The 14,459-nt window shown below is 55.3% G+C and carries 11 protein-coding genes; 6 read left to right on the forward strand and 5 right to left on the reverse strand.

All coding sequences use genetic code 11. From position 1 onward, the window contains the following. Positions 1-2 precede the first annotated feature (2 nt). Positions 3-1,145 carry an efflux RND transporter periplasmic adaptor subunit gene (locus AB8B29_RS33575; RefSeq protein ID WP_051964198.1) on the reverse strand — a complete coding sequence of 381 codons (1,143 nt, stop codon included), beginning with the start codon at positions 1,143-1,145 and terminating at the stop codon, positions 3-5. Between the two features lie 240 nt (positions 1,146-1,385). Between AB8B29_RS33575 and AB8B29_RS33580 the strand changes: the two genes are divergently transcribed. From AB8B29_RS33580 to AB8B29_RS33595, 4 genes are all read left to right on the forward strand, one after another. Next, positions 1,386-2,348, forward strand: a complete 963-nt coding sequence (locus tag AB8B29_RS33580) for a GlxA family transcriptional regulator (protein ID WP_439007062.1) — start codon at positions 1,386-1,388, stop codon at positions 2,346-2,348. Between the two features lie 93 nt (positions 2,349-2,441). Beyond that, a complete protein-coding gene (locus AB8B29_RS33585) occupies positions 2,442-3,260 on the forward strand; it encodes an alpha/beta fold hydrolase (RefSeq protein WP_439007063.1) in 819 nt (272 codons plus the stop codon). Between the two features lie 129 nt (positions 3,261-3,389). Further along, positions 3,390-4,148, forward strand: a complete 759-nt coding sequence (locus AB8B29_RS33590; RefSeq protein WP_037200422.1) for an SDR family NAD(P)-dependent oxidoreductase — start codon at positions 3,390-3,392, stop codon at positions 4,146-4,148. A gap of 79 nt (positions 4,149-4,227) precedes the next feature. Next, complete coding sequence (locus AB8B29_RS33595) at positions 4,228-5,466, forward strand: MFS transporter (RefSeq protein ID WP_037200423.1); 1,239 nt, start codon at positions 4,228-4,230, stop codon at positions 5,464-5,466. 105 nt (positions 5,467-5,571) lie between these two features. Here the strand turns inward: AB8B29_RS33595 and AB8B29_RS33600 are convergent, their stop codons facing one another. The 4 genes from AB8B29_RS33600 to AB8B29_RS33615 form a co-directional block, all read right to left on the reverse strand. Next, positions 5,572-6,438 (reverse strand): aldo/keto reductase, encoded by an 867-nt coding sequence (locus AB8B29_RS33600; RefSeq protein WP_037200425.1) that lies wholly within the window; start codon positions 6,436-6,438, stop codon positions 5,572-5,574. A 496-nt stretch (positions 6,439-6,934) separates the two neighbouring features. Next, positions 6,935-8,221, reverse strand: a complete 1,287-nt coding sequence (locus AB8B29_RS33605) for a cytochrome c (RefSeq protein ID WP_112440932.1) — start codon at positions 8,219-8,221, stop codon at positions 6,935-6,937. Positions 8,222-8,242: 21 nt separating this feature from the next. Further along, a complete protein-coding gene (locus tag AB8B29_RS33610; RefSeq protein WP_439007064.1) occupies positions 8,243-10,135 on the reverse strand; it encodes a monovalent cation:proton antiporter-2 (CPA2) family protein in 1,893 nt (630 codons plus the stop codon). A gap of 3 nt (positions 10,136-10,138) precedes the next feature. Then, positions 10,139-10,741: an NAD(P)H-dependent oxidoreductase gene (locus AB8B29_RS33615; protein WP_051964201.1), complete on the reverse strand. Its 603-nt coding sequence runs from the start codon at positions 10,739-10,741 to the stop codon at positions 10,139-10,141. A gap of 197 nt (positions 10,742-10,938) precedes the next feature. On the opposite strand from AB8B29_RS33615, the gene AB8B29_RS33620 reads away from it, so the two are divergent. Together AB8B29_RS33620 and AB8B29_RS33625 are read left to right on the forward strand one after the other, a co-directional pair. Next, a complete protein-coding gene (locus tag AB8B29_RS33620; protein WP_081938863.1) occupies positions 10,939-11,133 on the forward strand; it encodes a hypothetical protein in 195 nt (64 codons plus the stop codon). A 379-nt stretch (positions 11,134-11,512) separates the two neighbouring features. Continuing rightward, a complete protein-coding gene (locus AB8B29_RS33625) occupies positions 11,513-14,239 on the forward strand; it encodes an ATP-binding protein (protein ID WP_439007065.1) in 2,727 nt (908 codons plus the stop codon). The last annotated feature ends 220 nt before the right edge of the window (positions 14,240-14,459 follow it).

The raw sequence follows: 14,459 nt of genomic DNA on the forward strand, positions 1-14,459 counted from the left end.
AGCTACTCCGCATTCACGGCTGTCAGTGGTGCTGACTCAACCGGATCTTTGTTTTCAGGCGGAAGGGTAATTTCTTTCGGGTCGACTTTAACGCCTGGGCGGACGCGTACGACGCCCTTCACAACTAGACTCTCGCTGCCGTCGAGGCCACTTCTGACAACACGGTATCCGTCGATTCTCGGACCTGGCCGAATCGCTTTTGTCGACACGACATTGTCCTTGCCAACGACGAAGACAACGCGCTCGTCTTGATCGGAGCTAATAGCCTCGTCCGGTATCAAGATCGCCTTGTATGAATTTGAACCTTCAAGCTCGACCCTGCCGAACAACCCTGGCTGAAGCACGAAATCAGGATTTGCAAACCTGGCGCGGGCGCGAAGGGTTCCGGTCGCCGCGTCGACCTGATTTTCGGCAAAATCGAGCGTGCCAGTATAGGCCGTCCCGTCCCGGTCGCCCAGCTTAACCGAGACCTTCAAACCTCCGCCACCGCTCTGCAGGACGGAGCCGTTTTTGCGGGCGGCTTCGGCGTAACTCAGAAGACGACGTTCATCGATGTCGAAATAGAAGTCGATCGGGTCAAGCATGACTATCGACGTGAGGACTGTCTGGTCTGCGGTGACCAGGTTGCCAACGGAAATCAGATGGCGGTCGATGCGGCCGCTCAATGGCGCAACGATCCGGCTATATGTCATGTCGAGCTCAGCGCGGTCGACACTCGCTTGAGACCCTTGGAGATTTGCTTGCGCCGAGTCCAGTTCCCTCCGCCGATCATCGAGGGTCGCAACCGTCTGGCTCCCCGACTTAACCAGAGCGTTAACGCGATCAAATTGGGCCTGCGCATAGGTTAAGCCCGCATTTGCTACAGCGAGGCTGGCCTTAGCTTGGCTCAATGCAGTCACAAAGGGGCGTTGGTCGACCTTAAAAAGCTCATCACCTTCCTTGACCAGCTGACCGTCTTTGAAAGCAATGCTCTGCAGATAGCCACCGACGCGCGAACGGATATCGACCTGTTCGGCAGCTCGAAACCGGCCAATGAATTCATCCCTGTCTGTCAGGTCGCGAACCAGTGGCTTCGCTACAACCACCTGCGGAGCTGCCTCTTGGGCAGTGACGAAGTCAGTCAGAGCTACCGCCCATCCGGCCATACAAAGCGATAATACAAGAATTCGGGCTTTCATTTTCCACCTCACAAGTTGCAGCGTAACAAGGGCTGACGCCGACCTCGCATGAATGCGGGTCTGGCATTGTGAAAGCAGACTGACAGCACAGCAGTGCTAGTTATTGTACAATCAACGACTAATGTCCGGTCTTAGGACTGCGCTCTTGACCAAAACAGGCCCATGTCTCAAATAAGACGTATGCGGCACTTTAAGACGGAGCGATTGATGCGATCTGTGGGCTTTATTCTTGAAGACGGTTTTCAGGTCATGGGTCTTGCTGCCCTTTCGGCGTTTGAATTCGCCAATCAGGATCAGGGTACGGAGGCCTATAAGCTGACGGTAATGTCCGAGAAGGGAGGCACCGTTCGATCGTCGCTGAAGATTGGCGTAGAGACCGAACCCCTCGGTGATTTTCCCGACACGCTTATGGTTGTTGGCGAGCTGATCCCAAGCCCCTCTTCGCCGGTGTTGCGAGATTACATTTCCAAAGCGGGCACAGAATCGCGGCGAGTTGCCGGGCTTTGCACCGGAGCATTTCTGCTAGCCGAAGCGGGATTGCTGGATGGGAAGGTGGCGACTACGCATTGGGCACACGCTCGCGACCTCCAGAGACGGTTTCCCATGGCGCATGTCGATGAGGATCGAATTTTCACGCACGATGGAAACATCTGGACATCCGCGGGCATGAGTTCGGCGATAGATCTCACGCTGGCTCTGATCGAGGACGACTTTGACGCGGCCATTTCACGGTCGATTGCGAGGAAGCTTGTCGTCTATCACAGGCGGCCTGGAGGCCAGTCGCAGTTCTCGGCGCTCTTGGAGCTTGAGCCAAGGTCCGACCGAATTCGTCGCGCCTTGATTTATGCGAAGGAACATCTCCGCAATCCATTGACGGTTGAGGAGCTGGCGGAGGCCGTCAGCTTGAGCCCAAGGCAGTTCAGTCGCCTTTTTAGGGAGGAGACCGGCCAATCACCAGCGAAAGCGGTCGAGATGTTACGTCTCGAGGCCGCGAAAGCCATGTTGGAAGACGGTCGCCACCCAATGGAGATTGTAGCTCGCGACACGGGATTTTCCGATCGAGACCGGATGCGCCGCGCGTTTCTTCGCACACTCGGACAACCACCACAAAGCTTGAAGCGGGCATTAAAGCTCATGGATGGCGAAGATGTCGATTTAGCAGACGCATGAGTCAAAGTCCTAAAACGACGGATACCTGTCATATGAGACAAACTGGACTTTGGCTACAATGGGTCCAGCAATAGGTACGTCGGGAGCCAATAAATGCCTTCAGGGCCAGAGATCCACTCAGTCCAAACCAAGCATGGTGAAATTGCCATCCGGACCAATGGCGCAGAAAGGGGCACACCGCTAGTCCTCCTTCCTCGTTTCAGAGCCACAATGGACGATTGGGATCCGGCGTTCATCAAGTCGCTTTCCCGCGACCACCAAGTCGTGCGGTTTGACAATCCGGGCGTCGGTTTGTCTCGGGGCAGTTCGCTCAACAGCATAAAATCCATGGCCAGCGTAGCCGCCGAGGTAATTCTCCAAGTCGCTCCGCGCCATGCTGATGTTTTGGGTTGGTCTCTCGGAGGCGCGGTCGCCCAGCAGCTTGCCTTGGATTATCCCCACCTATTGCGTCGGATGATCCTGGTCGGCGCGACGCCAGGCGCAATCGCCGAAGGACCGCGCCAACAACCCCGTGTTGCCACCGTTTTGGCGAAGCAGGAAAACGACGAACAAGACTTTCTCTACCTCTTTTATCCCGAGACGGAAGCTGCGGTGTCATGCGGTCGAACCTCGATCCGCCGGATCGCAAACCAGCCCTACAGAACTCCAGGAGTAAGCGCCCTCGCCTTTATGGAGCAAGTTCAAGCCTTCAAGCGTTGGCCAGGGATACTACATCGAGCAAGAGAACTTAAATTGCCAATACTCGTCGTGGCAGGCGCACAAGATATTGTGGCCCCCGCCTATTGTTCGTTTGTCCTGTCTCAGCAGGTCCCTGACGCGAAATTCATCGTTTACCCAGACTCGGGTCACGCGTCGCTCTTTCAACATGCCGAAGAATTCGTTGAGGACGCAACGCGCTTCCTCGAAGCGTAACGAGACATCGAATGTCCGAAATCGCCGTTTCAATGGCATTTGAGCCAGCACGATTCTCCGCCATCATTCTCCCATCGAAACACGGTTGCCCAGCCAGAAAGTTGGCACCGAAAATAGATGGAGCGACTTATGCAAATGACTGGCAACACAATCTTCATCACGGGCGGCACTTCGGGGATTGGCCGGGCCCTTGCTGAAGCGTTTCACAAGCTTGGCAACAAGGTGATCATCGCCGGTCGCCGTAAAGCCCTGCTTGATGAGGTCTCGGCCGCCAATCCAGGGATCGACGGAATCGAGCTGAATATCGCCGACGCTGCGGATATCGAGCGGGTGGCGACCAAGCTGATCTCTGAATATCCGAAACTCAACGTGGTCATCAACAATGCGGGTATTATGCCGTTCGACGATCCGGCAGGCAAAATCGACGATTCCGTTTCGCAAAAGATCATCGAGACAAATCTTCTTGGCCCAATTCGCCTGACTTCGGCGCTTGTCGACCACCTTAAGGCTCAGCCGGACGCGACGATCATTCACAACACGTCCGTTCTTGCGTTCGTTCCGCTCGCTGGAAACGCTGTGTATTCCGCGACCAAGGCTGCGCTGCATTCCTATTCACTGTCCCAGCGTTTTGCGTTGCGTGACACCAACCTGAAGGTTCAAGAGATCGCTCCGCCGTGGGTCGACACAGACCTCGTTAAGAAGAGCGGCGATCCACGGGCAATGCCGCTGGGCGTGTTTATCGAAAAAACGATGGCGGGGCTCGCCACCGACGCTCCAGAGGTCTTCGTCGAAGAAATCACGGCTCTTCGCGATAACCCGGGCCTGAAAGAACATCAACTCGTTCACGACTTCAACGCGGCCCTCGTAGCAGACCCAATCCCCGTTTGAATATTGGACAGTAAACCATCGGCCTTCCCGCCGGTTAGACGGGAAGGCCGAGAAGAACGCAGTTAAGGGTACCCTCATCATGTCTGACCGCCTGAATCTGACACCGAAGATTCCCACTGAGACACTTTCCTCGACGCTGGGATCCCCTGAGCCAACGCCATCTTTGATGCCTGCCTATTTTCTAGCGCTTGGAACCTTCGCAATAGGCACAGAGGGTTTCATGATCGCGCCTCTGTTGCCGACAATTGCCGCTGATCTCGGCATGAGCCTGTCAGCGACCGCGATGCTCGTGGTTGTCTTCACGATCACTTTGGCCATAAGTTCCCCGATCACCACCGTGATTACTGGGCGTCTAAATCGCCGCGACACATTGTTAGTTGCCATGACTATTTTCGCCGTCGGCAACTTCGTGGCGGCATTCTCTGCAACGTTCTCCACCCTTCTGGTTGCTCGCTTACTTATGGCCGTCGCAGCAGGACTATTCGTTCCGAACGCGAACGCTCTGGCTGGGGCAATCGCCGGGCCTGCTCGAAGAGGAAGAGCGCTTGCTATCGTCAGTGGTGGCATGACCATCGCGATCGCTTTGGGGTTACCGCTTGGAGCCCTGGTCGGTCACGCCTTTGGATGGAGGACCACGTTTCTCGCCGTCGCTGTAATGGGCCTTGTGGCGATCGTCGGTATTATCGTGGGGATCGTCCGCACGGCAGGTGAAGGCATGTCCGTCGCAAGTTTGTCGGAGCGCATGGGCGTCATTCGGCAAGCGCCAATTCTCAAATTGCTTGCCATCACTCTGTTCTGGTCAATTGGCGCCTATACCGCCTACCCTTACATCGCACCATACCTCACTACTGTCTTGGGTTTTGGTACCTCAGGGATTGGCGCTACGGTCTCAATGTGGGGATTTGCGGCAGCGATAGGTGTGACCACCGGTGGCGCCTTGAACGACCGGTTCGGATCAGGAAGGGTCGTGACGGCGTCGCTCATTCTGCTCGGGTGCTCGTTTGCTGTTTTGGCGGCGGTGACTGTCCTTGGTCCAGCAGCGGCTCAAATACCTGCCTTAGTGGCTATCGGCGTCTGGGGTTTCAGCGTCTGGTCCTTCTTCCCCGCTCAGATGGCCAGATTGATTGCGGCATCGTCTCCTTCTCAGGCTTCGGTATCGCTATCCCTGAACACTTCGACAATGTACCTGGGCTTCTCGATCGGAAGTGCGCTGGGTGCAGGGATTATTGGCCTCGATGCTGTGTGGGCCATTGGTATTGCAGCTGCTGTCGCGGAAGCAATCTCGCTAACGCTAAACTACCTTTTCGCGAGGAAATAGAACTGGCATTGAGGGCATAGTTTCCCTGATGACGTTATTCAAAAACATCAGCCTTTTCCTGTCAGCCCGACAAACTCAAGCGAGCTTGTCGGGCTGATTGCTGTGTCACTGGCGACCTGCTGCATCGAGGGATGCGAACTCCTCGTCGCTAAGTTTGATGCCTGCCGCAGCGACGTTTTCTTCCAAGTGGCTTACCTTCGACGTGCCCGGAATCGGAATGATTACGGGGCTTCGTTTCAGCACCCACGCCAGTGCGATCTGGCTCGGGGTCGCGCCGTGGTTCTCCGCAATAACATCAAGCACGGAGCCACGCTTGGTGAGTTGGCCAGCTGCCAGAGGGAACCACGGGATAAAGCCGATCCCATTCTCCTCACAGTAATCAAGAACATCTTCGCTGGAACGATCGACGAGATTGTATCGGTTCTGAACCGTAGCAACTTTGAAATATTTTGAAGCCGCCTCGATCTCCTCGACTGAGACCTCGCTTAGGCCTGCATTCAAAATAACGCCAGTGTCGAGCAGGCTTCGGATGGCGACAAACTGTTCATCGCGTGGGACACGCGGGTCGATACGATGCAGTTGCCACAGCCCAATTTTCTCGACACCAAGTCGCTCGCGACTTTCGTGAGCACGGGCTACCAGCTTTTCGGGACGGCCATCCGGCGCCCACTGATCGGGGCCGGGCCGGGTCAACCCGGCTTTCGTTGCAATCAACAGCCCAGTGTAAGGGTGGAGAGCTTTTCGGATCAGTTCTTCTGATACGCCAGGCCCATAGGAATCGGCCGTGTCAATAAAATTGACGCCCAGCTCTGGTAATTTCTTGAGTGTGCGTTCGACTTCAGCTGGGTCTTGCGGCTGACCCCAAACACCCCGACCAGTGATCCGCATTCCGCCGAAACCCAACCGATTGACTACCGTCGAGCCTATAGCAAAGGTACCGGCTTCGGCTGCATTTGAATTCTTATCTGACATAGCTGAGATCTCTCAATTGCGACGATTTTCGGCTGCCGACAGGCGCCTCCCTCCCTCGTATAGGCGCTGGCCGGGACTTTATTGTAAGATTGGAGCGTTTTTGGGTTCGGTATGAAACGCCAACCAGCCGCTGGGGTGCCGGATATTACAGTCGATGCAAACCGCACCGCACTAATGTCCGCTTACAATCAGAGACACATCCTCGTTCGTCGAGCGGAGCAGATAATGTGACCTAAAGAGGCAAACATTCTGGCGCTTCAGACGAAGGGAGCCGTTCAATTCAAATCTTCTTGGCGCTCACGTGACAAATGGCAACCCGCTGTGTAAGCGAAGTCCAGCGGCTTTGACCAACGCGCTGGGTGACCACGGCGGTGCAACCGCGAAAGCTGTCGGTGCACTTTCCGCGTCCGTCCGATCGCAACCCACCTCCTGAACGGCAGTCTTGAATGATCCTTCCGGCCCTTTGGGAGCCACTTTGTCAACATGACCTGGTAGTTCACTTCCGCGCCTTCGCAACATCATTTGCTGTAACGGCACTTTTCTTCTCACCAAGGTCACTAATGACGAAGTTCACCAACGCTGCGATCTCCGCGTCACTGTAGACCGCCCCAAACGCGGGCATCGTCCGACCCGGCGCTGCCGTACTGTCTGAAGATCCTTGAAGGACAACCCGGATAAAATTGCTCCCTTCGACATCAGCTAACGTGTGGGCACCAATAATATTGGCCCGGTTGTTCACCAATCCGTCGCCGCTGAGCCCGTGACAGCTCGCACACGCACCAGCGTAGATCCGCGAGCCAAGGGTCTCGTCCGATTTTTTGGACGAGGCGTTCTGCATCGAGCTCTTACGATTCACACGAACCTTCTCGTCGCTCTCGATTGGAGGAACCGTCCGTAGATATGCGACTATAGCTTCAATGTCTGAAGTTGGGAGCCTGCTCAGGCTCAGGTCGACCGCTTCACGCATCGCACCGCCCGCAGGCCCGTGCCCGTTGGCATGCCCCTTTGATAAGAAGGCGCCGATCTCATCGTTGGTCCAGAGGCCGATGCCGCTATCCGGATCGGACGTGATGTTCCAGGCTTTCCAGCCATCAACTTCGCTGCCCGACAACGCCTCGCTCTGTTTGCGCTGGAACATCAGACCTCTCGGTGTATGGCACTCGCTGCAGTGCTCGAGCGCCTCTACAAGATATGCACCCCTATTCCATTGCTCATCCTTCGATGGGTTACTCTCGAAAGGATGAGACGGGAGAAAGAGAAGGTTCCAACCGCGCATAAGCCAACGTTGATTAAAGGGGAACGCAAGCGAATTTGATGGAACGTTCTCGCCCACAGGTGCAACTGTGCGCAGATACGCCCGGACCGCCAAGATGTCGTCGGTCGTCATTAGGGCGTAGGACGCATACGGAAACGCGGGATATAAATTCTCGCCATGAGCCCCTACCCCGGACCGGACCGCACGGACGAACTCGGCATCGCTCCAGGCACCGATCCCATGATCAGGATCAGTGGTTATATTCGATGAATAGATAGTCCCGAACGGCAGCTTGAAGGGTAGGCCCCCGGCAAATGGTTTCCCGCCCTTTGTCGTATGACAGGCAGCACAATCCGCCGCGATCGTCAGATATTCGCCTCGCGCAATCAGGGCTGCGCCGGTGGGCTGCAGCGCACTCGCTGTCACATCTGGCAGGGAATGTGGCCAGAAGAAAAAGAAACCGGCACCCGCCCCACCTACGCATCCCAGAGCCACAGCGGCAATTATCAGTTTCTGAAAACGCTTCATTCCAACCGCTCCTGTGGCAATTTACTGCCGCGATTGCTCAGCTTTCAGAGCGTGACTATCGTCGAGTACGGGCGGAGTCCAACCCCGTCGAACCAAGTCGTTGTACGCCGTTCGGTTGCCGAGCATCGCATTTTCGATGACTTTCCCGATGTCATTAAACCCGGCGATGAAGTCAGGATTGTCAGATACGGGCGTGACGCCATCAAAAAGGGGCGCCATCCGTTTCAATCCAGCTAGGTCTTGCTCGATAAACACGTTTCTTCTCTTTTCGACCTCATAGGGGTGCATGCCCAGCGACCGCAATGTCAGGACCGCGGCCTCCAAAGAACTGCCGAAAAGTTCTCGAACGATGTAATCCGCGCCAGCATCGGAGAGGCGATAGTAATGCAGCCGATCGTAAGCCCTGGCGACAATCTTGATACTCGGGTTGGCTCGTCGGGCGTAGGTCACGATCTCAACCGCGCGATCTTGATCGTCTATTGCAACAACGATGACGTTCGCTTTCGCGAGGCCCGCCGAGTCGAGGAGGTCAGGCCGCCCCGCGTCTCCAAAAAATGACCGAATTCCGAATTTTCGCAGATCATCTACCACGTCTGCGCGGAAATCGAGCACGACCGGCTTGTGTCCGTTCGCCAGCAGCATCCGGTTTACAATTTGGCCGAAACGTCCAAGTCCTGCGACGATGACAGTGCCCTCTTCGGGCTCGTCGTCGGCCCGGGTCGCACCGCGACTGTCCAGCAAGGTCACGATGCGGTCAAATAGGATGAACAGACCGGGCGTCAGGACCATCCCCAACGTGATAGCAAGTATCGAAATCGAGACCATCTCCTCCGAAAAGATATTTCGTTCTCGTCCCAATGAGAGCAACACAAAGCCGAATTCTCCCGCTTGGGCGAGGCCGAGAGCAAATAGCCAGGCTGCCGTCGCCCGAAGTCGGAATAGCCATGCCAATGGTAGGAGAACGCCGACCTTGATCAACATCATCGCCAACGTCGCGACGAGGACGATCGCCCAATGCTGCAGCAGTATCGATAGGTCGATCTTTGCACCGATCGTCATAAAGAAAAGACCGAGCAGAAGCCCTTTGAAGGGCTCTATATCGTTTTGAAGTTCGTGCTTAAACTCGCTGTTTGCCAACACGACGCCCGCGAGGAAGGCACCTAGAGCTGGGGAAAGGCCAACGGCGGACATCAGTGCCGCTATGGCAACGACTACTAGCAGGGCGGCAGCTGTGAAAACTTCCCGAAGGCCTAGTTGTGCTATTGCGCGAAAGACGGGCCGCGAAAGATAGTGTCCGGCGGCCAAAACGAAGACAACTGCTCCTAGCGTCAAGAGTGCAGATGCCCACCCCGGTAGCGTCGCAAAAAATGTTTCTCCATGAGCGCTGTTAGTGACAGTGGTGACCGAAGCAAGCATAGGAATGCAGGCCAGCATAGGAATGACTGCCAAATCCTGAAAAAGCAGGACCGCAAAACTCGCCCTTCCACCGTCGGACTCCAGGAGCCCTTTCTCTTCAAGTGTCTGCAGAACGATTGCGGTTGAAGATAATGCGACGACACAGCCGAACAGTGCGCTTTGCTGCCAAGAGAACCCCAACAACGTTCCGAAGACGCCGACTGCCACGAGAGTCAGAACGACTTGCAGGCCGCCCAAGCCGATGAGCTTGCCTCTGAGTCGCCAGACCATCTGCGGATCGATTTCCATCCCAATGAGAAAGAGCATCATCACGATGCCGAATTCCGAGAATTGTTCGAGATATTCAGATCCCGCCCCAGAGACGTGAAGGATGGGACCGACGATCACGCCAGCGGCGATGTAGCCCACAACTGAACCGAGCCCAAGCCTCCGCGAGATGATGACGGCGAAGACGGCTGCGGCGAGATATGCCAGGGCATAGAACGTTAAACCCTCCATAGCCTAGTGCTCCGCCATGATCGGCAAATCAGCCGGGAATATCGAGTCGCGGGTCAGCGCCTCGTCAAGATCAAGCTGGTTGGCTGTTATCGCGCGTAGGAGAGCGCCGTATGATGCAATATGTCGCTGCGCCTCCGGCGTGCCGATGTGATTGGCGGCGTGAAGAACGAATGGAGGCAGGAACTTCATTCCGCAGAGCGTCGCGGTTTGCTGCAAAGGCAGCAGGAACTGGCGCAATGGGTAATTATTGCCGCCAGTGGCCGAGTAGTCGCTCTCGCGGCCGCCTGTGGTGACGCAAATGAGCGCGAACTTGCCAGCCAGCAGCTTCCCCTGTGGACCATAGGCGAACCCGTACTCCAACACGAGATCCTGCCACTCTTTCAGAAGCGAAGGCGTCGAATACCAATAGATCGGGAATTGGAAGACAATGACATCGTGGTCCAGCAAGCGTTCCTGCTCTCGATCGATATTGATCTGGAAGCGAGGATATTCCTCATAGAGATCAACGAACGTCAAACCGCCGACTCTACGGGCCGCATCGGCCATTGCGCGATTAATACTCGATTTCCGTTGTGCGGGATGCGCAAACAGAACTAGGACACGCATTCTGGTACCTTCTCTTGCCACACAGTTCGCAAACCAATTCGCCACCACCTCAATGGTACAGTGTCATCGTCATTAAAGGGTTGGCCTCTCCATTTATTGGACGATCCGGCAGGAGCGAGCAAACACACGCCGCACTCGATTCTGACAAGAATTCTCCACCGACTGGGTTAGCCTCCAACGCGTCAAAGGAGGCTTCGATGCCCGAAACGCTTACAATTACTGAGATGAGGTCAGATCCATTAATAGCGCTGTTGAACCGAGCCGATGGTATCGACCCCAGAAGTTTCCTGAAGCTGCTCGATGAGGCTGCGCAGAAACTGAATAAACACGGGGGGTCCGGCCAGGTTGGGCCTACATTATGGCATCGCAGCACCGGCGGTTCTGTTATCTGATGGCTTTCTAACGCTCCACACATCCTGCGAAGCGCGGAATCCCGATCAAGGCTTCGGAGACGCTACTCCACGCCAGCGTTTTTTTGTCATTGTTTCGCGTGCGTAGCCTGTTATTGCTCGCGGTATGGCTCCAAGTCGATTTCCGGCATCGATTTTAGAGCCGCATATTTATAACGGGGCCGTTTATGATCCACCACATCGACCTCTGGTGAGCTGGTGAGAAATGAGTCAATATTCTACAAGGCTGAAGAGGGAAAACTTGATCTAAAACTACGAATTAGAACTTCTTGAAAGACCCGGCTAAGAACTGTAAGGGCAGACGCGGCGGTGCAGAACCCGAAAACTGAAAAAGTGAACCAAGCTGAATCTTGGGGGCGGCATGTCAGTCTTATATTTCGATAGTTTCGAGCTAGATATCGAAAATCGGAGGCTGTCTGCGGATGGGAAAGCACTGCGCCTTGGTAGTCGGGCCTTTGATATTCTCGCCGCACTTGCCACGCGGGCGGGACAGGTCGTCAGTAAAGAAGAGCTTATTCGGGCGGTTTGGCCAACCACAATCGTTGAAGAAGGTGCGCTGAGAGTCCATCTGGTCTCGCTTCGGAAGTCACTCGGGGATGAAGCTCGGAAATTTATCGAAAATGTGCCCAGCCGAGGATACCAGTTTCTACCGACTGTCAGAGTGAGTCATCGCCCGGCGACGAGCCGTCCAGCGAATCCGATCGATAAGTCGACATTGCCGAGAACGGCTACCAAACTCCTTGGTAGGGAAGATTTTATACGAACGACCGCTGAGTTTTTTAAGACAACGAGGCTCCTTACGATTGCTGGTGCCGGTGGCATAGGCAAAACATCGGTCGCAATAGCCGTAGCCAGATTGCTAAGTCAGCAGTATCGGGTGCTGTTCCTGGATCTCGCCGCCCACTCAACTGGCGAGACATTGCTGCCATCGCTGGCAAGTCAGCTGGGACTAAGTGTCTACGGCTCGAATGTTCTCCCAGCGATTATTGGCGAATTGCAAAAGAGCGCCACCCTCTTGGTTTTTGATAACTGCGAGCATGTTGTCGACGAAGCCGCTCGTGCCGCCGAGGAAATTCTGAAGGCTTCGCCATTGACCACTATTTTGGCGACAAGCCGGGAGCCATTGCGGGCGTCTCTTGAGCGTGTACGGCAACTTCCACCTTTGGAGGTTCCCCCTGAGGGTTCATCGACCATAAACGCATCAGAATATGCTGGTTTAGAACTTTTCATTTCTCTTGCGGGCCTCGTGGCCGATGAAAGTGACTTTGCACGCCCCGATGCAATGACTTTGGCGGCCGATATCGTCCGCAGGCTCGATGGTATACCCTTGGCCATCGAACTCGCAGCCGCACGAGCGTTCGATATGGATCTCGAAAGTCTTCATCGCTCGGTCGCGGACCCGCTGGCGCTGTTAAGGCGAGGTCGTCGTACCGCACCGCCCCGTCAACAAACGCTAAGAGCCGCTTTGGACTGGAGCTATAACACGCTAGAGCCCACCCAAAAGGACCTGTTAGATCGGCTTTCTGTTTTTGCTGGTACATTCACTGCGGACCACGCAAGGTGGGTTGCTGCTGAGGATGTCTCCGACGAAGAATTCTACGATGCCTTTGACGGGTTGTTTCTAAAGTCTTTGCTCAACGTCTCCGGAGCAGGCGGCAACTATCGGCTCTTGGTCACCACAAGGGAATATGCGGCGACCAAACTCGCCAACTCCGGTTTTGATCAATCCTGCAAATTGGCTCACGCTAAGCTTTGCCGCGCTCGGCTTGCCGAAGCTGAGCGCGATTGGACTGTTCTCGATACCGGTAGTTGGCTCAACGAACACGCAGGCTTGGTTCACGAACTCCGAAGCGCACTAGAGTGGGCATTTTCCAAGGGCGGCGAGACGCGGGCCGGAATTGATCTTGTGGCCAGTTCCAACATCATTTGGACCCAGCTTGGCCTGATGGCTGAGCAGCTCAGGCACCTCGAACGCGCCCTCGCCTACTTCGATCAGCTAGAAGAGGTCGACGCACTTACCGAGATGAACCTACGGGTCTCTCATGGCGGCACTCTTTACCACATCAAGAGCTCGGAACGTGACCAGGAAGCAATCGAAGAGTTTTCCAAAGCCAAATCCATTGCCGAGAATTTGCGTGACCACATGAACACACTCCGCGCGGTCGGAGGAATGACGGCAATCCACACCATGAATGGTGACTACGTCGAGGCGATATCACTTGCACACCGTTTCAACGACCTCTTTGGGAACGTACTGCCGAATGCAGCGAGCCGCCTCCTTGCTCACAACTTCCACTACATCGGAAACTTTGATGCCGGGTTGACGCACGCGCAAATTGCACTCGAACTCGCAAGGGGAGGTGTCCGCGGGACTCTCAACAACGGAGCGAGTTATGATCAGCGCATCAGTGCTTTATCGACGGTCGTCAAGACGCTGTGGGTTCAGGGAAAGCTTTCAGAGGCGAGGTCATTGCTTGCCTCGACATTTGAAGAAGCTAGCGCATTAGATCACGCCATCTCGTACTGCCTCTTCCTTTCAGTTTCCGCATGTCCAACTGCGTTTGGCATGGGAGACCATGATCTAGGAGTTCGGCTTCTCAGCCATCTAGCCGAAAAAGCAACGAAGAACTCCCTCCTTCGGTGGCAAGAATGGGCCACGACGTTCCATCACGTCGCTAAAGCCGTCCAGTCGGGCAACTCGGACGAGTTCAATCAAAGCCTTAGGAATGCGAAGGGTGCCCGGTTCGAAAATTGCCTTATGGCAGGCGGCCACCTCGCCGACGACGAGACGTTGGATCGTGCGCTTTCAAAGAACGCGGGGTGGTGCCGTGCAGAATTGTACCGATTGAAGGGAGAGCGACTTCTTCTTGAAAATGCTCAAGATGGCCGGGAACTGATACGTCGTGGATACGATCTTGCAACCGAACAAGGCGCAAAGTTTTGGGAGCTTAGATCTGCGACCAGTCTCGCAAAACACGCGGCGGAATCTCATGGTCGGGCAGAGCGCGAGAGGCTAGCGGAGACTCTTTCCTTTTTTGAGGGTGAAGCTTTGTCCGTGGACGTCTCCGCAGCACGTAAATTAGCATAGTCTACAGCCGTCTGTCACGGCCGAAACTTACAAGATCGTATAAGCATCCGCGGCGCATGATCGGATCACCACTCGATCCGAATTAGCAAATGCGACACGATCAACAGCATAGTCAGCCAGAGAGCTATTCGACAGGGTTGCCACTGCTGATCATCAAATCAGCAATGTTCTCAATCGCGCTCTTTGCAATCCTCGGAAAGGCAGGTTGCGCACCACACCA

The organism is Rhizobium sp. 11_C7_N12_5 (assembly GCF_051811145.1).
Taxonomy (GTDB): Bacteria; Pseudomonadota; Alphaproteobacteria; order Rhizobiales; family Rhizobiaceae; genus Rhizobium; species Rhizobium lusitanum.